General features: G+C 70.1%; 21 protein-coding genes and 3 pseudogenes. 9 read left to right on the top strand and 15 right to left on the bottom strand.

All coding sequences use genetic code 11. The features are described from left to right. The first annotated feature begins 1 nt into the window (after position 1). Positions 2–1,375, top strand: coding sequence for an aldehyde dehydrogenase family protein (locus ACFYT4_RS28560; RefSeq protein ID WP_389275036.1), 1,374 nt, complete (start codon positions 2–4; stop codon positions 1,373–1,375). Between the two features lie 165 nt (positions 1,376–1,540). On the opposite strand, the gene ACFYT4_RS28555 is transcribed toward ACFYT4_RS28560, so the two are convergent. Beyond that, positions 1,541–2,200, bottom strand: coding sequence for a transposase (locus tag ACFYT4_RS28555; protein ID WP_389275033.1), 660 nt, complete (start codon positions 2,198–2,200; stop codon positions 1,541–1,543). A gap of 964 nt (positions 2,201–3,164) precedes the next feature. Then, the gene (locus ACFYT4_RS28550; RefSeq protein ID WP_389275030.1) at positions 3,165–3,569 is read right to left on the bottom strand and encodes a type II toxin-antitoxin system PemK/MazF family toxin; all 405 of its coding nucleotides are present in this window, start codon (positions 3,567–3,569) and stop codon (positions 3,165–3,167) included. A 165-nt stretch (positions 3,570–3,734) separates the two neighbouring features. On the opposite strand from ACFYT4_RS28550, the gene ACFYT4_RS28545 reads away from it, so the two are divergent. Then, the gene (locus tag ACFYT4_RS28545; RefSeq protein ID WP_389275160.1) at positions 3,735–4,973 is read left to right on the top strand and encodes an IS701 family transposase; all 1,239 of its coding nucleotides are present in this window, start codon (positions 3,735–3,737) and stop codon (positions 4,971–4,973) included. Between the two features lie 458 nt (positions 4,974–5,431). Here the strand turns inward: ACFYT4_RS28545 and ACFYT4_RS28540 are convergent, their stop codons facing one another. After that, complete coding sequence (locus ACFYT4_RS28540; RefSeq protein ID WP_389275027.1) at positions 5,432–5,782, bottom strand: winged helix-turn-helix transcriptional regulator; 351 nt, start codon at positions 5,780–5,782, stop codon at positions 5,432–5,434. Between the two features lie 64 nt (positions 5,783–5,846). Between ACFYT4_RS28540 and ACFYT4_RS28535 the strand changes: the two genes are divergently transcribed. The 3 genes from ACFYT4_RS28535 (at position 5,847) to ACFYT4_RS28525 (ending at position 8,569) form a co-directional block, all read left to right on the top strand. Next, positions 5,847–6,746 (top strand): LLM class flavin-dependent oxidoreductase, encoded by a 900-nt coding sequence (locus ACFYT4_RS28535; protein WP_389275024.1) that lies wholly within the window; start codon positions 5,847–5,849, stop codon positions 6,744–6,746. Continuing rightward, positions 6,743–8,053 (top strand): FAD-binding oxidoreductase, encoded by a 1,311-nt coding sequence (locus ACFYT4_RS28530; protein ID WP_389275021.1) that lies wholly within the window; start codon positions 6,743–6,745, stop codon positions 8,051–8,053. Before ACFYT4_RS28535 ends, ACFYT4_RS28530 begins: the two co-directional genes overlap by 4 nt. A 150-nt stretch (positions 8,054–8,203) precedes the next feature. Continuing rightward, a complete protein-coding gene (locus ACFYT4_RS28525; RefSeq protein WP_389275018.1) occupies positions 8,204–8,569 on the top strand; it encodes a hypothetical protein in 366 nt (121 codons plus the stop codon). Between the two features lie 372 nt (positions 8,570–8,941). Here ACFYT4_RS28525 and ACFYT4_RS28520 read toward each other — a convergent pair whose 3' ends face one another. Beyond that, positions 8,942–9,202, bottom strand: a complete 261-nt coding sequence (locus tag ACFYT4_RS28520; RefSeq protein ID WP_389275015.1) for a hypothetical protein — start codon at positions 9,200–9,202, stop codon at positions 8,942–8,944. Here ACFYT4_RS28520 and ACFYT4_RS28515 point away from each other — a divergent pair. Then, the gene (locus tag ACFYT4_RS28515; RefSeq protein ID WP_389275163.1) at positions 9,194–9,502 is read left to right on the top strand and encodes a hypothetical protein; all 309 of its coding nucleotides are present in this window, start codon (positions 9,194–9,196) and stop codon (positions 9,500–9,502) included. The genes ACFYT4_RS28520 and ACFYT4_RS28515 overlap by 9 nt on opposite strands. On the opposite strand, the pseudogene ACFYT4_RS28510 reads toward ACFYT4_RS28515, so the two are convergent. The 6 genes and pseudogenes from ACFYT4_RS28510 to ACFYT4_RS28485 all read right to left on the bottom strand — a co-directional run. Further along, positions 9,484–9,870: pseudogene (locus ACFYT4_RS28510) on the bottom strand (hypothetical protein); the annotation flags it as partial. The gene ACFYT4_RS28515 and the pseudogene ACFYT4_RS28510 sit on opposite strands and share 19 nt — an antisense overlap. Before the next feature lie 52 nt (positions 9,871–9,922). Further along, positions 9,923–10,093: a hypothetical protein gene (locus ACFYT4_RS28505; RefSeq protein WP_389275012.1), complete on the bottom strand. Its 171-nt coding sequence runs from the start codon at positions 10,091–10,093 to the stop codon at positions 9,923–9,925. A 125-nt stretch (positions 10,094–10,218) separates the two neighbouring features. Further along, positions 10,219–10,380: pseudogene (locus ACFYT4_RS28500) on the bottom strand (WhiB family transcriptional regulator); the annotation flags it as partial. A gap of 468 nt (positions 10,381–10,848) precedes the next feature. Then, the gene (locus tag ACFYT4_RS28495) at positions 10,849–11,292 is read right to left on the bottom strand and encodes a GNAT family N-acetyltransferase (protein WP_389275157.1); all 444 of its coding nucleotides are present in this window, start codon (positions 11,290–11,292) and stop codon (positions 10,849–10,851) included. 78 nt (positions 11,293–11,370) lie between these two features. Then, on the bottom strand, positions 11,371–12,057 hold the full coding sequence (locus tag ACFYT4_RS28490; protein ID WP_389275009.1) for a hypothetical protein: 687 nt from the start codon (positions 12,055–12,057) through the stop codon (positions 11,371–11,373). A 149-nt stretch (positions 12,058–12,206) separates the two neighbouring features. Then, a protein-coding gene (locus ACFYT4_RS28485; protein WP_389275154.1) for an IS5 family transposase occupies positions 12,207–13,003 on the bottom strand; the annotation gives its coding sequence in 2 pieces (ribosomal slippage) (positions 12,207–12,665 and positions 12,668–13,003; 795 coding nt in all). 211 nt (positions 13,004–13,214) lie between these two features. Here ACFYT4_RS28485 and ACFYT4_RS28480 point away from each other — a divergent pair. The 3 genes from ACFYT4_RS28480 to ACFYT4_RS28470 all read left to right on the top strand — a co-directional run bounded on the left by ACFYT4_RS28480 (position 13,215) and on the right by ACFYT4_RS28470 (position 16,556). Next, entirely contained in the window at positions 13,215–14,207 is a 993-nt protein-coding gene (locus ACFYT4_RS28480) for a hypothetical protein (RefSeq protein ID WP_389275006.1), read from the top strand. A gap of 421 nt (positions 14,208–14,628) precedes the next feature. After that, positions 14,629–15,774, top strand: coding sequence for an acyl-CoA dehydrogenase family protein (locus tag ACFYT4_RS28475; protein ID WP_389275003.1), 1,146 nt, complete (start codon positions 14,629–14,631; stop codon positions 15,772–15,774). Between the two features lie 149 nt (positions 15,775–15,923). After that, positions 15,924–16,556: a TetR family transcriptional regulator gene (locus tag ACFYT4_RS28470; protein WP_389275000.1), complete on the top strand. Its 633-nt coding sequence runs from the start codon at positions 15,924–15,926 to the stop codon at positions 16,554–16,556. A gap of 2 nt (positions 16,557–16,558) precedes the next feature. On the opposite strand, the gene ACFYT4_RS28465 is transcribed toward ACFYT4_RS28470, so the two are convergent. The 5 genes and pseudogenes from ACFYT4_RS28465 to ACFYT4_RS28445 all read right to left on the bottom strand — a co-directional run bounded on the left by ACFYT4_RS28465 (position 16,559) and on the right by ACFYT4_RS28445 (position 20,640). After that, a complete protein-coding gene (locus ACFYT4_RS28465; protein WP_389274997.1) occupies positions 16,559–16,699 on the bottom strand; it encodes a hypothetical protein in 141 nt (46 codons plus the stop codon). A gap of 79 nt (positions 16,700–16,778) precedes the next feature. Next, positions 16,779–17,495, bottom strand: a pseudogene (locus tag ACFYT4_RS28460) (alkyl sulfatase dimerization domain-containing protein); the annotation flags it as partial. A gap of 190 nt (positions 17,496–17,685) precedes the next feature. After that, positions 17,686–18,513, bottom strand: coding sequence for an HpcH/HpaI aldolase/citrate lyase family protein (locus ACFYT4_RS28455; protein WP_389274994.1), 828 nt, complete (start codon positions 18,511–18,513; stop codon positions 17,686–17,688). Beyond that, the gene (locus ACFYT4_RS28450) at positions 18,510–19,382 is read right to left on the bottom strand and encodes a hypothetical protein (RefSeq protein ID WP_389274991.1); all 873 of its coding nucleotides are present in this window, start codon (positions 19,380–19,382) and stop codon (positions 18,510–18,512) included. The genes ACFYT4_RS28455 and ACFYT4_RS28450 overlap by 4 nt, the downstream gene beginning before the upstream one ends. Before the next feature lie 319 nt (positions 19,383–19,701). Then, complete coding sequence (locus ACFYT4_RS28445) at positions 19,702–20,640, bottom strand: LysR family transcriptional regulator (RefSeq protein ID WP_389274988.1); 939 nt, start codon at positions 20,638–20,640, stop codon at positions 19,702–19,704. Positions 20,641–20,649 lie beyond the last annotated feature (9 nt).

Here is a 20,649-nt window from a genome sequence, read left to right as displayed (position 1 = left end):
GATGTCTTCCGCAGCACCATTTCGCGTAGTGAACCCGGCCACCGGTGCCGCCGGCAGCCCGCACCCCTACGCGAGCGAGACCGAACTCGAAGAAGTGATCAGCGGCGCGGTGGCGGCGCAGAAGCTCTGGGCACGCACCGGGGTCCAGGCGCGGGCGGCGGTGCTCAAGCGGGCCGCGCGGTTCCACCGCGACCACCTCCGCGACTTCGCGACGACCGCCGTTCGCGAGATGGGCAAGCCGATCAGCCAGGCACTGGCCGAGGTGGAGTTCAGTGCCGACATCAACGACTACTACGCCGAGAACGCCGCGGCGTTCCTCGCCGACGAGCCGATCGCGCTCCAGCAGGGCAGCGGCACCGCGGTCATCCGGAAACAGGCGCTCGGCGTCGTGCTGGGGATCATGCCCTGGAACTTCCCCTACTACCAGGTCGCCCGGTTCGCCGCACCGAGCCTCGCCGCCGGCAACGCGGTGCTGTTCAAGCCCGCCCCGCAGTGCCCGGACTCCTCCCGGCTGATCGCGGACGCGTTCACCGCGGCGGCCGCCCCCGAGGGAGTTCTCCACCGGATCCTCGCCTCCGAGGACCAGCTCGCCGGGATCATCGGTGACCGGCGCCTGGCCGGAGTCAGTTTCACCGGATCCGAACGAGCCGGCGCCATCGTGGGCGGGCTCGCCGGCGGGTCGGTGAAGAAGACCGTGCTGGAACTCGGCGGCTCGGACCCGTTCCTTGTACTCGACGTCGCCGATCTCGCCCCGGTCGTCGACGCCGCGGTCGAGGCTCGGCTGGACAACAGCGGCCAGTCCTGCAACGGCGCGAAGCGGTTCATCATCCTTGAGGACCGCTACGACCGGTTCGTGCAGGCTTTCGTCGGGAAGCTGGCAGACATCGCGCCGGGCGATCCGTTGGACGACGCAACCGTGCTGGGTCCGCTCTCCTCGGTGCGCGCCGCCGAGACCCTCGCATCCCAAGTGGAGCGAGCGGTGACGGCCGGAGCGAAGGTGCTGCTGCCGAGCTCGCGCACCGGCGCGTTCCACACCTGCGGGGTACTGGCGGACGTCACCGGCGCCAACCCGGTGCACCACGAGGAACTCTTCGGCCCCGTGGCGATCGTCTACCGTGCCGCCGACGAGGCCGACGCGGTCCGCATCGCCAACGACACCCCGTTCGGTCTCGGCTCGTACGTCTTCACCGATGACGCGGCCCAGGCGAACCGGGTCGCGAACGCGCTGGAGACCGGGATGGTGTACGTCAACGGCGTCGGACTGGACGCCGTGGAACTCCCCTTCGGCGGGAGCAAGCGATCCGGGGTCGGCCGTGAACTCGGCGCACTGGGCATCCGCGAATTCGTGAACCACCAGCTCATCCGCACGGTCTGACCCAGACGCCGGGGAAATCCGGGAGCGAGGCGTAGTACTCGAGGACCGGCAGGAGGCCCGTTCACAAGGGGGTTTGCGTAAACCGTAGGAAGGCTGATGAAACGCGCAGGCTCAGAGAATTTTCACAGAAGTCCTAAGGGCTTGACTCTGAAGCTGAACGGAAGATCAACGTTCACGTAGGCAGGCGGTAGCGCCGTTCGGCGGAGCCGGACGGTCGCACTGCGAGGTGGTGGAGACGATCAGGCTGCGGTAGTGGGGGCGAGGGTGACCTGGTGGCCGAGGGCTTGGAGCTGGCGGACGAGGTCCTTCGCCGGCGACCAGGGCGTCGGGCATGGCCCGGCCCGACATGCCGAACAGATCGGAGACGACGGTGGACAGCTTGATCTGCGCGTTTTCCAGAGCCTTCTCCACCCGGTGCTTGTGCCGGGTCCGCTCCTGGACGAACACCGTCCGGGTGCGGGTGAAGTCCCGCAACTGACGGACCTGCTTCGGGGGGACGAACGAAGCCCTCACCATTCCGCGTTCGGCGAGCTTCGCCAGCCAGACCGCATCCAGCTTGTCCGTCTTCGGCCTGCCCGGGACGTTCTTCACATCACGAGCGTTGACCAGCCAGCACTCCAGTCCCCGGGCCTCCAGGAGAAAGAAGAACGGCCTCCAGTAACTCGCCGTCGCCTCCATCAGCACACGCTGAACACCCTGGCAGACCAGCCGGTCCCCGAGCTCCAGGATCGCGTTGGTCGTCGAGGCGACCGTCCAGACCTGCTGTACCGGTCGGCCCTCGACGGTGCACCGGCGCACGTACGTGCCCACCACCTGCTCGGCCATCCGCACCCGGTACAACTTCGCAATCGGATCCCCCACACCGGCACGTGTCCACAGCTGCCCGGCCAGCCCCAGGGCCCAGGGACAGTGATCCAGTCCGCCCTGCCGGACCGCCTACTGCTCGACCCTGCCGAGGACCTGATGTCCGCCGGCCCGGCGCCCACGCGGCTGGGCCACGAGTGCCTCGCGCCCGCCTGCCGACCACTTCGACTACCAGTTGTCCACCGCCTTGAGTGAGACTTGGGGCGCCGCCGCGACAGCCTCGCAAGTCCGGGCCGCCACCAGAGCGGCCACCGCCCGCAGCCGAAGGGCCAGCGTCGTCCGACCGTGCCGAGCCGCACCGGAGGCCGGGAGGGCGGACTCGGGCACGGGCGCCGGGATCGCGGGGGTGCGCCCGCGGGGTGCTCGCCCCTCCCGGTCCCCTGGTCCCGGCCACGACCGCATGTCGTGGACACCGCACTCTTGTGCCGGTGCGCCAGCCGCCCTCACCGTGTACTGCTGAACAGCCGGACCGATACGCGGGATGTGGACATGGTTCTGGTGACGGAGTTCAGTACGGAGGGCGTGCCCGCGCCCGAGCGGTTCCACGGCATCACCCCAGCGACTCCCGGAACCTGGGGCCCGGCGAACGGCGGTCCTCCCCGGGCCCGGAGGACCGGGCCCGACACCTGCCCCGTCGCGACCGATACGGGCGCTCCCGCGCTCTCGGCCCCGGTTCTCAGGCCGTACTCCCCGTCGGCGGGCCGCCTCGCAGTGTGCCCCGCGCTGGCCTCGCAGTGGAAGAAGTATCCGCCGTGGTGCAGGACGTCGCCGTCATGGCCGTCTTTGCCGTTGTGGCCGTCCTTTCAAGTACTCCAGCCGTAGATCGTGATCTCGGTGGTGAGAGGCGCCGAGGCGGCAGGTGGCCAGCGTCGATCATCTCGCCCGAGATCGCCCACGCCGTCGCGGGCGTCGGCTCCTTCTCCGTCTACCCGAGTTCACCGAGACGGGGGGCATCCCTTATCTCGCTGAGCTTCGCGGTCGTGGCCGGGGTCCGCTCCTGCGCTTGTTCAGCGAGTCGGAGGGCGTCGTCAATCTCGCTGAGCTTTGCGGAGGGCAGGACGCCTGCCCGCTCGATCAGGTCGTCCCGGGCCACGGTGGTCAGCCACGTGCACGGCGTGAAGCCTGGACGCGGGAACGCGAGCCGCAACACGCCTTCGAACGGCAGTCCTTCACCGTCGCCGACCGTCACTTCGATGCCCAGACCGCTGATGTCGACGCCTGCCGGAGCGACGACCTGCATCACCCGGATCCCGGACGTGTCCTCTCCCGACAGCAGTACGACCAACCTCCGCTCGTCGAACTGGACCCACCAGACTTCGCCACGTTGCATATGTCCTCCTGACACGGGACGGCAGGCGAACCTGGGCGACCCTGGCGCGCTGTGGAGACGGGTGCGGCCACCGTTGATCATCGGTGTGTGAAGACAAACGATCATGCGGTGGCCGCAGGTCACAGCGTAGACCCTGCCCGCTGGCAGGAGGCGTTCGAGGGCCTGATGGCCCTGATCGCGGGCCGGTTCGCACGGGTCGAACCCCGACGTCGGGTCGGGCGGTTGGTGCTCGGGCTGCTGTCGGACCTGCCGCGCAAGAACTGCTGGACCATCGCCGAGTGGGCCGGAGAGAGGACCCCGGACGGCATGCAGCACCTGCTCGGGCGGGCCAAGTGGGACGCCGACCAGGTCCGCGACGACGTGCGCGCCTACGTGGTGGAGCATCTGCGGGACGACCAGACGGTTCTGGTGGTCGACGAGACCGGCGACGTGAAGAAGGGCACCGACACCGTCGGTGTCCAGCGCCAGTACACCGGCACTGCGGGCAGGATCGAGAACGCGCAGGTCGCCGTCTATCTCGTTTACGCCGGCCACCGCGGACACGCCGCGGTAGACCGGGAACTGTACGTTCCGCGTTCCTGGACCTCGGACCCCGACCGCTGCCGGGCCGCCGGACTCGGTGACAAGACCGAATTCGCGACCAAACCGCAGCTTGCCGCCCGCATGGTCACCCGATTCCTGGACGCCGGCCACCGGGCCGCCCGGGTCGCGGGAGACGAGGTCTACGGCGGCAACCCGACGCTACGCGCCGCGCTGGAAGAACGCGGCACCGGCCACGTCCTCGCGGTGCCCTGCTCGCACGAAGTCACCACAGGCGCCGGGAAGTTCCGCGCGGACACGCTGGCCAGAAAGGTGCCCAAGAGGGCCTGGCAGAAGCTGTCCGCAGGGAGCGGAGCCAAGGGCCACCGCTTCTACGACTGGGCCGTCATCGACCTCACCGACCCCCGGCCCGGGAGCCGGCAGTTGCTGATCCGCCGCAACCGCAGCACCGGCGAACTCGCGTACTACCGCTGCTACTCGCCGGCCGCCGCAGTGCCGCTGACCACCCTGGTGCACATCGCTGGATCAAGGTGGCGGGTCGAGGAGTTTTTCCAGTCCAGCAAGGGCCTGGCGGCCTTGGACGAGCACCAGGTCCGCCGCTACCCGTCCTGGTCCCGCTGGGTCACCCTGGCCATGCTGGCGCACGCCTTCCTCGCCGTCGTCCGCGCGAACGAACACAACCGCGATCCCGCACCAGACGCCCTCATACCGCTCACCTGCAACGAGATCCAACGGCTGTTCATCACGCTCGTCATCCGGCCCGCCTTTGACCCGGTCCACCGGCTCGGCTGGTCCGACTGGCGACGCCGCCACCAGGCCCGATCGTCGGGTCATCTGGCGGGCCGTTTCGGCTGTCCGGGGTGAGGGTGGGCAGGGTGATGGCCCGGCTGTCGCGTCGGGTGGGCGCCGGGTTCCACGGCTCCGGTCGGGGTGTAGTGATCGTAGGGACAGGAACGTGCTGGTCAGCCGATCTTGCGGACCGTTTCGACCAACAGGACCGAACCGGCCTGCGAGACCAAGCTCGGCCGTCCCCCTGGACGCCTGCCTGGTGGCGTCTGCGCCTGTGGGACTGAGTTGTTCCCCCGAGTTACGAGGATGGTGACCACCTCGTTCGCGGTCGTCGGCGCGCTGGCCGGGATCGCCGGCGTGGACCATCACCTCATGGCGCGCAGTCCTTGGACCGCGCCGGTGGACCGACGCGACCAGTACCGGCCTGAACCGGGAAGGTTGCGGACAGCCGGGCGGGCCGGTGAGCTTGTCCGACCCGAGAGCGGCCTTGGTCCGGCCGGATCGGCGGGCTGATCGCGCTGGCCGACGACAGGTCAGGCCGCCGGGATCCGTCCGGCGCCCCTGGCACCAGAGCCTCGTCGCAGGCTCCACTGCGCGAGTGGCACCAGGGCGTCCACCAGCGCCTGGCCGTCCGGGGCCAGCCGATAGCGGATCTGTACGGGCGTGGTGGGGATGACGGTGCGATCGATGAGACCAGCCGCCTCGAGTTCCTTCAGGCGCTGAGAGAGCAACCGGTCGGAGATGCCGTTGATCACCGCCCGGTACTCGCCGAAGCGCCGGGCGCCCTGGGCCGCGGCCTGCAGTACCGAACCCGTCCAGCGGCGTCCGATCATTTCGAGGGTGCCTTCGAAGCTTGGGCAGGTGTCGTCATGAATAGTGTCCACTTACAAAAGATTAGCACCTTACCTATCGTTTTGGCGTGGGAGCGGTCCGGCGCACCGTAGACGCATGACCGACTACCAACGCCCGCTCTCCTTCGGAGTGAGCCTCGAACCTTCTGCCGGGGCATGGCCGCAGACCCGTCTCCTCGCCCGGAGAGCAGAAGACTCGGGCCTCGACTACCTCGCCGTGCAGGACCACCCCTATCAGCCCGGTCACCTCGACGCCTTGACCCTGATCACACATCTGTCCGCGCTCACGCACCGGATCTCCTTCCTCACCGACGTCGCCGATCTGCAGCTGCGGCCGCCGGTGATGCTCGCCAAGGCCGCCGCGTCGCTGAGCGTGATCACCGACGGACGGATCCGGCTCGGTCTCGGCGGGGGCGGCATCCCCGATGCCATCGCCTCGATGGGCGGACCGGCGAGACGAGGCCAGGACATGGTGGCGTACGCCGAGGAGTCCCTGGGGCTGCTGCGCACGGCCCTGTCCGGAGGTGCCGTACAACTGCACAGCCCGTACCACTCCGTCGACGGCTACCGCGCCGGACCGGTGCCCCCGAAGCCCGTCGAACTCTGGCTCGGCGCCCAGAAGCCCAGGATGCTCGCGCTCACCGGCCGGGGGGCCGACGGCTGGATCTCCCCGCTCAACATCTATGTCCCGCCGCAGGAGGTGCCCTCACGGCAGCGGATCGTCGACGAGGCGGCCACCGACGCGGGTCGCGACCCGAGGACGCTGCGGCGCATCTACAACGTCATCGGTGTGATCGGCGAGCACCGGGACGGCCCCGGGCTCGTCGGCGATGCACGGCAATGGGTGGACACCCTCACCGAGTGGACCGTGGAACTCGGCTTCGACACCTTCGTCTTCTGGCCCGCCACCGATCCGGAGCGGCAGCTTGCACTCTTCGCCGAAGAGGTCGTGCCCGCCGTGCGCGAGCGCGTCGACGCCGTCAGGAGCGGGCGATGAACGGCACCCTCGGCACACTGCCGACCGAGCTGGCCGGAAAGGCGGTCATGCCCGACGACCGGCGCTACCGGATGCTCCGGTCCACCTACACCACCGTGGGCCGCCCGGCCGCCGTCGTCCTGCCCGAGTCCGCGGGCGACATCGCCGCAGCCCTGAGGCTCGCGCGGGAGACGGGACTTCGCATCGCGGTCCGCAGTGGCGGACACGGCCTGTCCGGCAGCGGCACCAACGACGGCGGGCTCGTCATCGACCTGAGCGCAATGCACCGGGTCGATGTCCTCGACCGCGGCTCCCGTCTGGTCCGTGTCGAGGCGGGTGCCCGCTGGGCCCAGGTCGCTCAGGCGCTCGCTCCGCACGGGCTCGCCATCAGCTCGGGTGACCACGGCAACGTCGGCGTCGGCGGCATCGCGACCGGGGGTGGCGTCGGCTGGCTGGTACGACGGTACGGGCTCACCGTCGACCACATCCGTGCCGTGGAAGTCGTCCTTCCCGACGGAACGTTCGTGCGCGCCGATGCGGAAGCCGAGCCCGACCTGCTGTGGGTGATGCGAGGGGCCGGCGCGGGAGCCGGGATCGCGGTGGCCTTCGAGATCGAGGCCATGGAGCTCCATGGCGTCGGCCACGCGCAGCTGGTCGCCGTGATGGACCCGGCCGGGGAGACACTGCGGCGCTGGGCCGAGGTCATGGCGCGGGCACCGCGCGAGCTGTCGACGGCGGTGACGCTGGCCTCGCAGAGCACCACTACCGCCGCGTTCATCACCGCGGTGGTGACCTCGGACAGTCCGTCTGTCATCCGTGACGCTGTCGAACCCCTCCTCGGCATCGGTGATGTGATGGCCCAGCAGGCCCGCATCGTCCCGTACACGGACTTGGTCCCACCACACCATATGCACGCCAACTCCGGGCAGATGCGGTCCAGCACGACCAACGGGCTGCTCACCGACATGACTCCTGACGCCGCCCACGCGCTGGTCACCGCGTCGCCTGCCCCCCACCCGGTCCTGATCCAGCTGCGGTCGCTCGGCGGCGCGACCCACGATCCGGCCCCCTCGGCCACGGCGTTCGCCCACCGCCACCAGAACACACTCGTCGTCGTCTCGGCGTTCCCGCCGGACGACCGTGCCACGCTGGCCGCCGCCTGGGCCCCGCTCGCCCGGCACACCGACGGTGCCTATGTGAACTTCGAGAGCGCACCCGACGAGACCACGTTCGCCCACGCCTACCCCGGACCGACCGGCACCCGCGTCACCGACCTGTGGCAGCGCTACGACCCCGACAGCGTCCTGCGCCCCCAACCCCCAGCCTGAGGACTGTCAAAGGAACGGCTCTCTTCCGTAGTCGGTGGTGAGCGCGGGGCCGCCATGGGTCGGACTGTACCCATGACAATTCTTTGACTGTCCTGTTCACAGGTCCGTACCGTCACAGTCAATCCGCGCTCACCTGGAAGGACAGCCGCCATGCACATCGCCATCCTCACTTTCGAGGGGTACAACGAGCTCGACTCCCTGATCGCGCTCGGAGTGCTCAACCGCGTCAAGACCGACGACTGGCGCGTCACCATCGCCACCCCCGGCCCCAAGGTGACGTCCATGAACGGGGTGACCATCGAGCAGATGTCCACACTGGAGGAGGCGTGCACCGCTGACGCCGTCATCATCGGTAGCGGCATCGCCACCCGTGAGGTCGTCGAAGATCCGGCGATCATGGGTATCCTGCGGGGGGGCTGGACCCCTCGCGCCAACTCATCGCGGCACAGTGCTCCGGCGCGCTCGTACTGGCCAGGCTCGGGCTGCTCAATGACATCCCCGCCTGCACCGACCTGATCACCAAGCCCTGGGTCATCGCGGCCGGCGTCGAGGTACTCAACCAGCCCTTCTACGCCAAGGACAACGTCGCCACCGCCGGCGGCTGCCTGGCTTCGCACTACCTCGCCGCCTGGATCATCACCCGACTGGAAGGCAAGGACGCCGCCGAGGGCGCATTGCACTATGCCGCCCCGGTCGGCGAGAAGGATGAGTACATCGAGCGTGCCTGGCGCAGCATCACCCCCTACCTGCCCCCCACGCCAACGCTTGTCTGACGCTTCGCGCCGGGCCTCCAGCCCCTCCGGCAGCTCGACGGCGCACTCATCGCAGCACCTGGCGGCTCGCCTGGCCGTACCTCCAGCGTGCGCCCGCCGGGGTCCCGGCGTCCGGTCAGCCCCTTGGCGGCCTCGTCCTCCTCCGCTTCGACCTCGGCCGGGTCGAGCAGGGGCCGAAGCACCCCCCGCCGACCGGAGTGGAGCCGCGGAAGCTGTAACGGCCCAGCACGTTCAGATCGGCGTGCTTGCGCGGGGACAGCCGGGCCACGTCCTCGTCCAGGACGTCGTGCTCGCGCTGATCAGCGGGCAGGACCCGTAGGGTGGCCCCGGCCGCGTCGAGGTGACGGATGGTCCACAGCACGGCGGCGTGCAGCACCAGGCCGAGCGTGCCGAGCTGGTCCTCCTGTCCCGCCCGGTGATCTGCGTCGCCGCTGGCGCGGACGCCGACCAGCGCGTCGTCGACCAGGGCCGCCGAGTCGCAGGTGAGCTGGTCTCCAAGAGCGAAGGCGTTGAGGCGTCCTTCGCCGTTCCGGCCGTGCAGGATGCGGGTGGCTCCCTTGGTGTGCGTCTTGCCCGCCTTCCAGGTGGTTCCGTAGCCCTGAAAGGACTCACGAGCCTGGTCAGCGTCATGCCGTGGCCGTTGTCCGTCACCACGACCTGCGAGACGGCGCCCTGAGCGGAGCGCTGAAATTGGATGTCGACCTGCGTGGCGTTCGCGTCGAGAGCGTTCAAGACGCTAACTCGCGGTGACGCTCGCTCTGCTGCAGAACTGTCAGGGTGTGTCGCCGGACGAGTCCCTGGGGCACCGCTCGCCGGGGCACGGGTCGTACAGGGCCCGGCCGCCGGGGCCGAACTGCCCGAGCTCCGTCTGCAGGCGGTGCCGGTCTGGATCTCGTCCGCTGTCAGCCGGTGATGTCGAGCAGTAGGCCGTCCAGCGGGCGCCGACCAGTTCGGCGTAGTCTCGACCGGGCTTGGGGCCGGGGCGGGAGGGTCGTCGTCCTGTCTGTAGACCCGGCCGCGCGGCAACTCCTCATCCCAGTCCATGCCTCTCAGCCTCCACCAACAGCCGGTGCCGTCGCCGGGCATCCGGCCGGGGCTACGACGATGCTCCGCCCGCCGCGTCCCAGCCCTCCAGGAAGGGTGGCGAGGGTGCGGCGTTGCTCTTCCTCGCGGGCGACCTGCCGGGCGAGGACGTCACGGCGACGTACGGGGCGACGGCGGCGAGAACCAGGCGCTGGAACTCATCCGGCTCCAGCAGCCCGTACACGCCACCCAGTCCCGCTCGATGTCCTCACCGGAACAGTCGAAGTAGCCGACCATTCTCTAGGGCATCGCACGTGTGCGGTTGGAGTTTCCGCAGCTCAGGGGCAGTCAGGACGACCATAGCTGATGCATTCCGTGCTCGATACTGTGATCAAGGGTGTAGTCAAGGCACTCGGTGCCCACCCGGCAGCCGGTGCAGATGGCCTTGGCCTGGTTCTGAGCCGCGCCGTCAACGAACAGCTCGTCCGGATCAGCGCTCGGCAGACCGCTCACCCCAGGACTCCTTATCATCCCCAACCACCCAGACGCCGTCCTCGCCCCGGTCCGGCCCACCGCCCTCCCTGGGCAGTCGCAGTCCGTAAACGGTACGGGAAGCGCGCGGGGCGGGTCTTGGGACTTCAGGCCACCGCCCCGGAAAGCTCCTGGACCCGGTGGCGGGTGCACACGCTGCGGCTCGGCAGGGCCGTGTGGCTGCACGGGACATCTCCGTCCCGGCCCGAACAGACCTGGTCCACAGCTACAATGGAAGCTGCGGGCACCTGGTCGGCGGCCAGGGCGGCGGCTCCCTCGCGGCACAGCTGCACAGGCCGTCCTTGAGGGCCCGGCCGGTCAGCACGATCCGCGCGCTGCATTCGTTCCATCTCACGGGCCACCTTCCGCGCTACGAAGTCGTTCACCTGCTCCAGCAGGCAGTGCACCGCTCCCCGGACGACCACCCGCGGGCCCCGTCCTCATAGGGGCGGGCAGGTTTCGGCATGCTCACAGGTGTGGCTCACGGGCGGCAAGGTCACTGGCTCGGAGGCGGAAAATCTGAAGCCTCATGTCGTAGTACTTGTCGGTCTCCCCGACCCACTCCATGCCGATGCGGCGGATGGTGGCTTCACCCCGGCTGTTGGCCGGGCGGACTACGGCGAGGATCTCGTCGAGACCTTCGTCAACGGCCCACTTGGCGATGGCAAGGCCAGCCTCAGTGGCGTAACCGTGCCCCCAGGCACTGGGCAGCAATTGCCACCCCATCTCCAGGTCGTCACCACGAGGCGGCAGCGGCAGAAGTACGGCGCCCCCGATGAGGCGCTGTTCGTCACGTAGTTCGACGGCCCACCGCCCTGCGGGCCACATGAGTCTGTTGTCCTCCCCCATCCACTGCTGTAGCACCAGCCGCATGGCACCGACATCAGGGACGAGATCCATGGCCGGACTCAGCCAGCGAGAGACCCCTGGCGGCCGGGCCGCCGCTTGCCGACAGGCCCCCTCAAGACACTGACACCGGCCAACTAGGGCCTACTGCTGGCCTCGACCTCGCAAACCTTCTTCCGTTCCTCTGTCTGTGCCGTCTCGCTTCGCCAGTCGTTGGCGCGTCCAGGCGGTGAAGTTGTCGCCGGGGCCTGCTGGCTGCACGTCGGCCAGCAGGGCTTCGATCTCCTCCCGCGGAGCGTCGTCGACCCGTAGGAGGATCTCCACTCTCGTGAGCGGCACGAGTCGCACCGCTAGCAGGGACGGGTTGCGGCACTCCTGCAGAAGGCGGGTCCGATCGAGGAGGTGGGCCATCTGCGGGACAGCGTCGTCGCGCAGAGCGGTCGCCAGTGCCTCACCGCAGACGCGGCTGTTGTCCTCGCGCAGGGCCCACCGCGAACGGAAGAACGGGACCTCGTGGCCAGGTTCGCGCGCCGCCTGAGGCGGCGGGATCACATCGCCGGACATCACCCCGCCACTGAAAGCGAGGGGCGGCCTCACCTCACCGCTCTCCCAGTGCTGGCGGTTGATCCACTCCCAGTACGGCGCGGGCACAATGCGGTAGCCGACATCGAAGACATCGGCATCAGGATCGATGTGCTGGCGGGCAAACCCGAGGACGGCCTGATCACCATTGTCTGCGACGAGGCGGAAGGTGCGGCCGGACCTCTTGAACCCGGCGTCTCTCATCACTGGCGCCACATACTGCTTGACCAGCAGGTCCAACGGCTTCATCGGCACTCCCAGATACGCGCCCCCGTCCCTCGATCTTCACCGATGCCGACGTGAGCGGGACCAGTCACCATGACGGTCCCGGACGATCTTCACATGGGAGGCGCAAACGGCCCATGGCCGAGCGCCCGCACCACTCCTCAGAGGTCATCTCATTTGGTGAGTCGGCGGTAGCAGATGAGGGTGCAGGCGATGCTGGTGAAGGCGAGGAAGTGTTCGGCCTTGCGTTCGTAGCGACGGTGCAGGCGGCGGCATCCGGCGAGCCAGGCCATCGTGCGTTCGATGGTCCAGCGGTGCCGCCCCAGCCGCTTGGAGGACTCGATGCCCTTGCGGGCGATGCGGTGGCGGATGCCGCGCTGACGCAGCCATCGGCTCAGGTGGTCGTAGTCGTAGCCCTTGTCGCCGTGGAGCTTGGCCGGCCGTCGTCGGCGCGGACCGCGACGGGAGCGGATGGGCGGGATACCGCGCACGAGGGGTTCGAGGGCCTGGCTGTCGTGCAGGTTGGCGCCCGAGATGCCGATGGAGACGGGCAGACCGGTCCGCTCGGTGATCAAGTGCATCTTCGAACCCTTCTTGCCCCTGTCCACAGGATTCGGACCCGTCAGCTCCCCCCTTTCAGGGCCCGCATGTTCACCGAGTCGATCGCGCACCGCGACCAGTCCAGATCGCCGCGCGAACCGAGCTCGTCCAGGACCAGGCGATGCAGCTTCGCCCACACCCGGGCCTTCGACCACTCCGCGAACCGGCGGTGAGCGGTGGCACCGGACGGGCCGAACACCGGCGGGACCTGTGCCCACGTGCAGCCCGTGGTCGCCACAAAGACGATCGCGGCCAGCACCTCACGGTCTCCGTACCGGCGCCGGCCTCCGCCCTGCGGGCGGATCGGCACCTCCGGAACCACCCGCTGGAACAACTCCCACAACCCGTCCGGCACCAGACGCTCCACCATCAACACACAACCAGGCTACCGGCACCCCCAAATGAGATGACCTCTTAGAGTTTGGACCAACTGGGCCCTGACCTCCCTACCCCTCAAACGATCACTCCGACAGTGCGGCAGGAGCTCAACAACACGAGCGCCCCCCCCTGACCACCACCCGGCCGTCGATCCGCTCCCCAGGCGCATGGCCGGCTCTGGACGTCCCAGCCGGGAGGCAGGCATGGGGCGGGATCGGCATGGGGCGGCGGCGTCATTCGTACTGGTGGTCCTGGTCACCGACTACTCGGGCCGGGTCGTGGGCACGGTCCCCGATCTCCCCCAGGTGTGGGGGCTGGAGCTCTCCGAGGACTCCGAAACGGTGTACGCCGCCCTCAGTTACGGCAGCGCCGTCGTCGCGATCGACACCGAGACACTGAAGGAGTCCGCACGCCACCCCACCGGCGCGGGCACCTACCCCCGCTATCCGGCGCTGGCCGACGACACACTCTGGTTCGGGTACCGCATCGGAAGGCATGGCGGCATCGGCTCGATCGACCTGTCCGGCGAGGACGACCCGGCCGTCCGGCTGAACCTGACGGGCCCGGAACGGGGCTACGCCCCCCTCGTCGAAGTGGCCCCCGAGGCCGGCACCCTGACCCTGGCGAACACGGTCGTCAGCGGAATCCATGTCGGGACGTACCGCACGAAGGGCGGAACGCTGCGCCCCCAGGCGTCCCGGGATGTCGACGCCGGGCCCCCACGCGACATCGCTCTCAGCCCCGACGGCGACCAGGTCGTGCTGGCGAGCTTGTTCCCGCACCGCCACCAGGTGTTCCGGACGTCGGACCTCGCCGAGGAGAACTCCTACCCGACCGGCTACCGGCCCATCGCGGTCGACATCGCCCCGGACGGCACCGTGGCCGCGGGCGCGGACAGCCAGGCCTCACCGGACGTGTACGTGTTCCGGCCCGGGTCCACCACCCCGATCCGGGCGTACGACTTCGGAAAGGCCGACACCTTCGGCAACAACAGGGTGGTGTCGCCCGCCCTCGCCTGGGCCCCGGACCGGCGCCATCTGTTCACGGTCACGGGTGACGGACTCGACAAAGGTCTCGCGCTCCAGGTCATGGTCGCCCCCACCCGGCCCGCACCGGGCACCCCGGCGCCGGCCGAACGGCCCGAGCGCGACACCGAGCGGGCGGATCGCGCCGGGAGCGCCCCACACCAGCGGTGACACCGTGACGCGCTGCTCAGGCGTCCGTGCCGCACCCATCGCCGCCGGGCGCGGCGCGGGCACAACGCCCGCCCGGCGGTGAGGGCCGGCGGCCGGGGCATCGCCGTACGCGCCGGCTTCGACGCCGCCGGTCCCGCCCGCGTGCGGGCCGTGCTCGATCAGGGCCCGGGTGCCATCCCGCTCGCCCGTGGGAAGCCTGGGAAGCCTTCTCGGCCTCCCGAAACAGGCGGAGACGGCCGCCGAGGAAGCGCCCGCGCGTGCGCCGCCCGGCGCGTCGGCCCGCCGGGTCACTGGTCGGCCCGCCGGGTCACTGAGCGTCGCAGCGCGGTTGACGGATGCGGGGAGCCCGGCGCAGAGTAAGCACTCGCATAGTAACTATGCGAGTGCTTAGTTTCTGTCCCCAGCCTGCCCGGGAGAGACCGTGCGCCGCACCCTGTTCGACGACGATCACACCGCGTTCCGCGCTTCCGCCCGGGAGTTCGTGGACCGGGAACTGCGTCCGCGGCAGGAGGAGTTCATCCGGGCACGGTCGATCGAACGTGCCGTGTGGCGCGAGGCCGGCAAGCAGGGGCTGCTCGGGCTCCTGGTGCCGGAGGAGTACGGCGGCAGCGCCGCCGGCGACTACCGGTTCAGCGCGGTGCTGGGCGAGGAACTGGCCCGGCTCTCGGTCGCGTTCGCCTCCTCCTTCACCATCCACAGCGAGGTCGTCGCCCCGTACCTCGTCGAACTGACCACCGAGGAGCAGCGCCGGCGCTGGCTGCCCCGCTTCTGCGCGGGCGAGCTGGTGGCGGCGATCGGGATGACCGAGCCCTCGGCGGGGTCGGACCTGGCCGCCCTGCGGACCACGGCCGTACGGGACGGCTCCGACTGGATCCTGGACGGGTCCAAGACCTTCATCACCAACGGCTACGGTGCGGACCTGGTGATCGTCGCGGCCCGGACCGGACCGGAGAAGCGGGCCAAGGGCATCACCCTGTTCGCCGTCGAGGAGGGCATGCCCGGATTCGAGCGGGGCCGCAAGCTCGACAAGGTCGGGCAGCACGAGGCGGACACCGCCGAACTGTTCTTCGACCGGGTGCGGGTGCCGGCCGAGAACGTGATCGGCGAGCTGGACCGCGGTTTCGTGCACATGATGGAGCGGCTGCCCCAGGAGCGGATCGGCGCGGCGGTCACGAACATCGCCCACGCGGCGCAGATCCTCACGGAGACCATCGGGTACGCCAAGGAGCGGCACGCCTTCGGGCAGGCCGTCGGCTCGTTCCAGTACAACAAGTTCCGGCTGGCGGAGCTCGTCACGACGGTCGATGTCACCCGGGCCTTCGTCGACCAGTGCGTGGCCGCGCACGTCGCGGACGAACTGACGGCCGTGGATGCGGCCAAGGCCAAGTGGTGGTCGGCCCAGGTGCAGAACGACGTCATCGACGCCTGCGTCCAGCTGCACGGCGGATACGGCTACATGAACGAGTACCGGGTCGCCCGCGCCTGGCAGGACGCGCGGGTGACGAAGATCTGGGCAGGCTCCAACGAGATCATGAAGGAGCTCATCGGCCGCGATCTCGGCCTCTGAGGGCCATCCCGCAATCCCTGGTGGATCAGCACACGACAGGCCCGGCGCCCGGCTTCCCGGCCCCGAGGCGTCCGGGTACGTCCACCACCCTGACCGCCGACGGCGGCCCGTCCGTCACCTGACGCCGCCCCTTCCTGGAGAATGACCCGATGACTGTGAGCACGGCCGACGACGAGCTGTGGGCCGGGGCGGGCCCGGGATCGCGCAGGCTGCTCCAGGCGGCTCTGGCCGCTTTCGCGGCCCGCGGCTACCACGGCGCCTCGACCCGGGACATCGCCGCCGCGGCGGGGATGAGCCCGGCGGCGGTGTACGCCCACCACCGCACCAAGGCCGGGCTGCTCTTCGCGATCAGCGAGGCCGGTCACCGGCACAGCCTGACCGTCTGCGAGCGGGCTCTGGCGGAGGAGACCACCCCGGTCGCGCGGATCCGCGCCCTGGTGCACGACTTCACCGCCTGGCACGCCCGGCACCACCAGCTCGCCCGCGTCGTGCAGTACGAGCTCGACGCACTGCTCCCCGAGCACCGGAACCGGATCACGGAACTGCGCCACCGTACCGAGCGGCTGTTCCGGCACGAGATCCTGGCCGGGGTGGAGGCCGGAGACTTCCGTACCGACGACGTGGACGGCGCGGCGCTGGCGGTGCTGTCGCTCGGCATCGACGTCAGCCGCTGGTACGTGCCCGGCGGACCACGCACGCCCGTCGGCGTCGGTCGGCTGTACGCGGGTCTGGTGCTCACCATGCTCGGCACCAGCCACGCCTCGGCAGCACCCGCCGGGTGACGCTACGCCGGACGGCGCGAGATCCGGGCGCCCATGCTCTCGTCCTCGCCCTGGGGCAGGTCCGACATGACCTCCAGCATTCCTCGCCCCGACGCCTTGGCCCGCGACTCGGAAGCCGCCCACGAGAACACGCCCCTGGCCATCGTCGAGGTCGCCCGCTGGGCCCCGGTGCTCGTACACCTCGGCGCGCACCGCCGCGATCGCAGCGTCCTCGGGCTCCGCGCGCGCCGCCCACTCCACCAGATGTGCGGCGAGGCGCTCCGATCCGTCGGCGAGCAGTTGCCGCGCCCGGTCGGCCAGCACCTGTGCTCCGCCCGCCAGCGCGGCGAGCTCGGCGGCGATCTCGGCCTCGGGGGCCGGCTTGAGGTGCGCCGGGTTCTGGTCGTACCAGCCGCCGTACAGCCGCCAGAGGTTGCGTACGACGAACTCCGGCTCGTCGTACGCGGGCTTGAGGTAGGGCAGCTCCAGCAGCTCGCGCGGGGCCTTGACGCCGTGCAGCACGTCGTCCAGGCCCGCGCCCCTGTTCATCAGCTCCAAGGTCTGCTCGACCAGCGTCTCCAGCAGCGCCGCCGTGTTGCCCAGCGCCTCACGGACCCGTTCGGCGCCCACGATCGGCACGCCGTGACCGGGCAGCAGGGTCTCGGCGCCCAGCTCCGCCATCCGCCGCAGCGCGCGGGCCCAGTCCTCGGCGTACCGCTGGACCTTCTGCGGGTTGCCCGCGTTGGGCGAGCTCCAGATGAACAGGTCGCCGGTGCACAGGGTGCGCAGTTCGGGGATCCACACCCATGTGGCGTCGTCGGTCTCGCCGCGCGCGTGCGCCAGTTCGAAGGTCAGGTCGCCTCGCTGGAGTGTCAGGGTCTCGCGGAAGGTGGTGTCGGGCATCCGGTACTCGGTGGGCCAGGACAGGCGGGGCGGTCGGAACTGACGGCGGTTGATCACGCTGTTGTAGCCGGAGGTACGCGCGTAGCGGGCGAACCGCCCGGCCAGGGCCTCATGGGCCGCCAAGTCGTGCGGGGCTGTCAACCCTCCTGCAGAACGTCAGCGCGACCCGCGCCATCGCCGCCCGCGCGCCCTCAAGCGAAGGGGGGATACGGCGACAAGCGGTTCCGGCTGGGCCCGGCAGGGTGTTTCAGGATGCGGTGCGAGGTTTCCGTACCGATGCCAGGATCCGCCGTGCGCGGTCCAGCACCGGTTTGTCGACCATATGTCCCGCGACGGTGGTGACCTGCTCACCCGCCCGGACGATCGCCCGCGCCCACCGGAGTTCGTCGGCCGTGGGTGCGAACCCCGCGGTCGTGGCGTCGGTCTGAGCGGGATGAATGCACAGTTTTCCCGTGAAGCCGAGGCTTCTGGCATGGGCGATGTCGCCGTCGAGCGCCGCGGCCTCCGCGATGGCGGTGGTGACCCCGTCGACGGGTGGAGCGATCCCGGCGGCGGCGGAGGCGCAGACCAGCCGGGAGCGCGCGTATGCCAGCGCGGCGTGATCGCTCGGGTCCACACCGAGCCGACCGGCGAGATCGACGTTCCCGAAGGCCGCCCGGAGAGTCCCCGGAGCCGAGCACACGTCGAGTGCCCTGTGCACCCCCAGGGGAGTCTCGATGAGGGGAATCGCCGCGCAACGGCCCTCTGTTCGGGCCGCGATGGCAGCGAACAGTGCCCGGTCCTCGGCTTTGGGCACCATGATCACGCAACCGTGTTCGGCCGCCATGGCAAGGTCGTCGTCCGACCAGGGCGTGCCGGGTGCGTTGATCCGGACGATCGCCTGGTTCCCCTGAGCCAGCCATGCGGAGGCATTGTCGCGCGCCCGGCCCTTGTCGTCGGCCGCGACCGCGTCCTCAAGGTCGATGATGACCAGGTCGGCCCCCGAAGAGACGGCCTTGCCGAAGCGGTCGGGCCGGTGGGCGGGGACGAAGAGCAGGCTGCGGGCCGCGGTGACCATCTGTGGGACGTCGTTCACGCGAAGGTCACCTCCGCGGTGGCGTGCCGCGCCTCGCGGTGCGTGCCGATACGCAGGTCGGCGCGGTCGCCCGCACTGTCGCCGCTCGCGAGCAGGTGCTCGCCGGCGAAGAGGGGGCGGCGCAGCCGGTAGCTCAGCGATCTCACCTGCCGGCGCGGGGCATTGCGCCGAACGAGTTCGAGCATGAGCAGTGCCAGGAGCGGCCCGTGCACAACGAGGCCGGGGTATCCCTCCTCGTCCCGCGCGTAGACCTCGTCGTAGTGGATGCGGTGAGTATTGGCGGTCAGGGCGCTGAACCGGAACAGCAACGGCGCGTCCGGGCGGAGCGGTATCTGCCACGACGCCTTGGCAGCGGGGCGACGGGAGTGGTCGGGCACGGGAGATACGTGTGCTCCGGAGCCGCGCCCCGAACGGTAGACGATGTCCTGTTCCTCGATGACGCAGGTGCGGCCTTGCTGACGGAATTCGTTGCGCTGGGTGACGAACAGGAGCTCTCCCGTCCTGCCGTGCCTGGCCGTCACCGTGCCCAGGCTGCTGATGCGTTCCGCCGGTTCACCGAGGCGCAATGGCTGCCGGATGTCGCAGCGCCCGCCGGCGAACATGCGCTGCCGCTCGGGCAGTGGCGGCAGAAAGTGGCCGTGCAGCGGGTGCCCGTCGGCTCCGAGTTCGCGCTGCGCGGGCCGGTGCAGAAAGTAGAGCCAATGCCACAGCGGGGGTACCGGCCCTCCGGCCGTGGCCGCCGGTCCTGGAAGGTCGAGAACTGCCGACAGGGCCGCTACCGGGCCCGGAGGCAATGGATCGTCAGCCGTGCGGGGCGAGGGATTCCACTGCTCGACGTACGAGGCGAGGGACGGGGAGGCTGGTGGCATCGCGGGCTCCTTCTGCGGTTGGCGGGGGCACGGGCGCGAGGTCCGGCCTCAGGAGGGCGGGGCGGGCTGTGCCGCCACGGCCCTTCAGCCCGTCGCTGCGGCTCCGGTGCCTCGCTGTACGCGCCACCATCATGGGCACTGATGGCAGAGGCATCCCAATAGAAAACGCTGATGTACCCATGCCCGGCGGGAATACGTCCGGCACGCCCGCGTCACCGACTGCCCGCAACAGCACACACGCACGGCCCATGAGGCGGTTCATCGCACCGGCCCGACGCCGCGGCGCACGCGGTGGCGCGCGCTCGACCGTGGTCGGCCGTCAGTCCTGGGCTCCGTGCAACTGCGCCGAGGGCCACCGCCCTGCCGTCACCGCCAGGCGGATCCTTTCCACCAGCGTCCGGGCGACCACCTCGACGGCATGCGGGCTTCGGCGGAATCGCGGCGTCCCGAGGACGACGGAGCGCCACACATCCGGCTCGTACAGCGCCGCCGCGCTCAGTCGGCCGTGCGTCATGTCCTCGGCGATGCCGCCACCCGGGAGGATGGTCCACCCGTGGCCGGCCAGGGCGAGCCGCTTCTGAAGTCGCATCGAGTTCGTCTGCACGGCGACATTCATCCGGACGCCGGCGCGGGCCGCCGCGGCATCGATCAGCACACGCAGAGCATGGCCGGGAGCGGGCATCACGATCGGGTGAGCCGCGACCTGCGCGAAGGCGACCGGCCGATCGGCACGCAGGCCGGCGTCCGGGGGCGCGACAGCCCACAAGCGCTCCCGCACCAGCGGCTGGGCGTTGAGGGAGGGAGTGCTGTCCAGGTTGTAGAGCAGGGCCAGATCCAGGTCCCCGTCGTCGAGCCACCGCTGCAGATGGCCGGAGTACGCGGTCATGAGACGGAGCTCGACTCCAGGGTGATCGTGGCTCATGGCCGAGACGAGCGGCTCGGCCAGCAGATCAGCCGTACTCTCCAGCAGGCCGACGGTGACGATGCCGGTCACGGCGCCGGGAGCGGGCTGCACTTCGGCACGGGCCCGTTCCAGTTCGCCCAGGGCACGCCGTGCGCGGTCCACCATGATCGCCCCGGCCTCGGTGGGTCTCATCCCCTGCCGAGTCCGTTCGAACAACGGCACGCCGATTTCCTCTTCGAGCGCGCGGATCTGCCGGGTGACCGCGGGCTGCACCAGATGCAGCAGTTCGGCCGCCCGCGTGACGCTGCCTGCTTCGGCCACCGTGACGAGGGCCTTGAGCTGCTTGATGTCCACGGGCTCTCC

The sequence above is a fragment of the Streptomyces sp. NPDC004609 genome (assembly GCF_042873655.1).
In the GTDB taxonomy this organism is placed as follows: domain Bacteria; phylum Actinomycetota; class Actinomycetes; order Streptomycetales; family Streptomycetaceae; genus Streptomyces.
The sequence above is the reverse complement of the archived record's forward strand: the minus strand, read 5'-3'. Positions and strand labels throughout refer to the sequence as shown.

Coding starts and splice junctions, on each gene's coding strand:
- ACFYT4_RS28480 (WP_389275006.1), top strand. CDS start 13,215: ATGGGGCGGGATCGGCATGGGGCGGCGGCGTCATTCGTACTGGTGGTC.
- ACFYT4_RS28545 (WP_389275160.1), top strand. CDS start 3,735: ATGGCCCTGATCGCGGGCCGGTTCGCACGGGTCGAACCCCGACGTCGG.
- ACFYT4_RS28530 (WP_389275021.1), top strand. CDS start 6,743: ATGAACGGCACCCTCGGCACACTGCCGACCGAGCTGGCCGGAAAGGCG.
- ACFYT4_RS28525 (WP_389275018.1), top strand. CDS start 8,204: ATGCACATCGCCATCCTCACTTTCGAGGGGTACAACGAGCTCGACTCC.
- ACFYT4_RS28550 (WP_389275030.1), bottom strand. CDS start 3,569: ATGCAACGTGGCGAAGTCTGGTGGGTCCAGTTCGACGAGCGGAGGTTG.
- ACFYT4_RS28465 (WP_389274997.1), bottom strand. CDS start 16,699: ATGGCCAGGGGCGTGTTCTCGTGGGCGGCTTCCGAGTCGCGGGCCAAG.
- ACFYT4_RS28470 (WP_389275000.1), top strand. CDS start 15,924: ATGACTGTGAGCACGGCCGACGACGAGCTGTGGGCCGGGGCGGGCCCG.
- ACFYT4_RS28535 (WP_389275024.1), top strand. CDS start 5,847: ATGACCGACTACCAACGCCCGCTCTCCTTCGGAGTGAGCCTCGAACCT.
- ACFYT4_RS28490 (WP_389275009.1), bottom strand. CDS start 12,057: ATGAAGCCGTTGGACCTGCTGGTCAAGCAGTATGTGGCGCCAGTGATG.
- ACFYT4_RS28560 (WP_389275036.1), top strand. CDS start 2: ATGTCTTCCGCAGCACCATTTCGCGTAGTGAACCCGGCCACCGGTGCC.
- ACFYT4_RS28450 (WP_389274991.1), bottom strand. CDS start 19,382: ATGCCACCAGCCTCCCCGTCCCTCGCCTCGTACGTCGAGCAGTGGAAT.
- ACFYT4_RS28555 (WP_389275033.1), bottom strand. CDS start 2,200: ATGGCCGAGCAGGTGGTGGGCACGTACGTGCGCCGGTGCACCGTCGAG.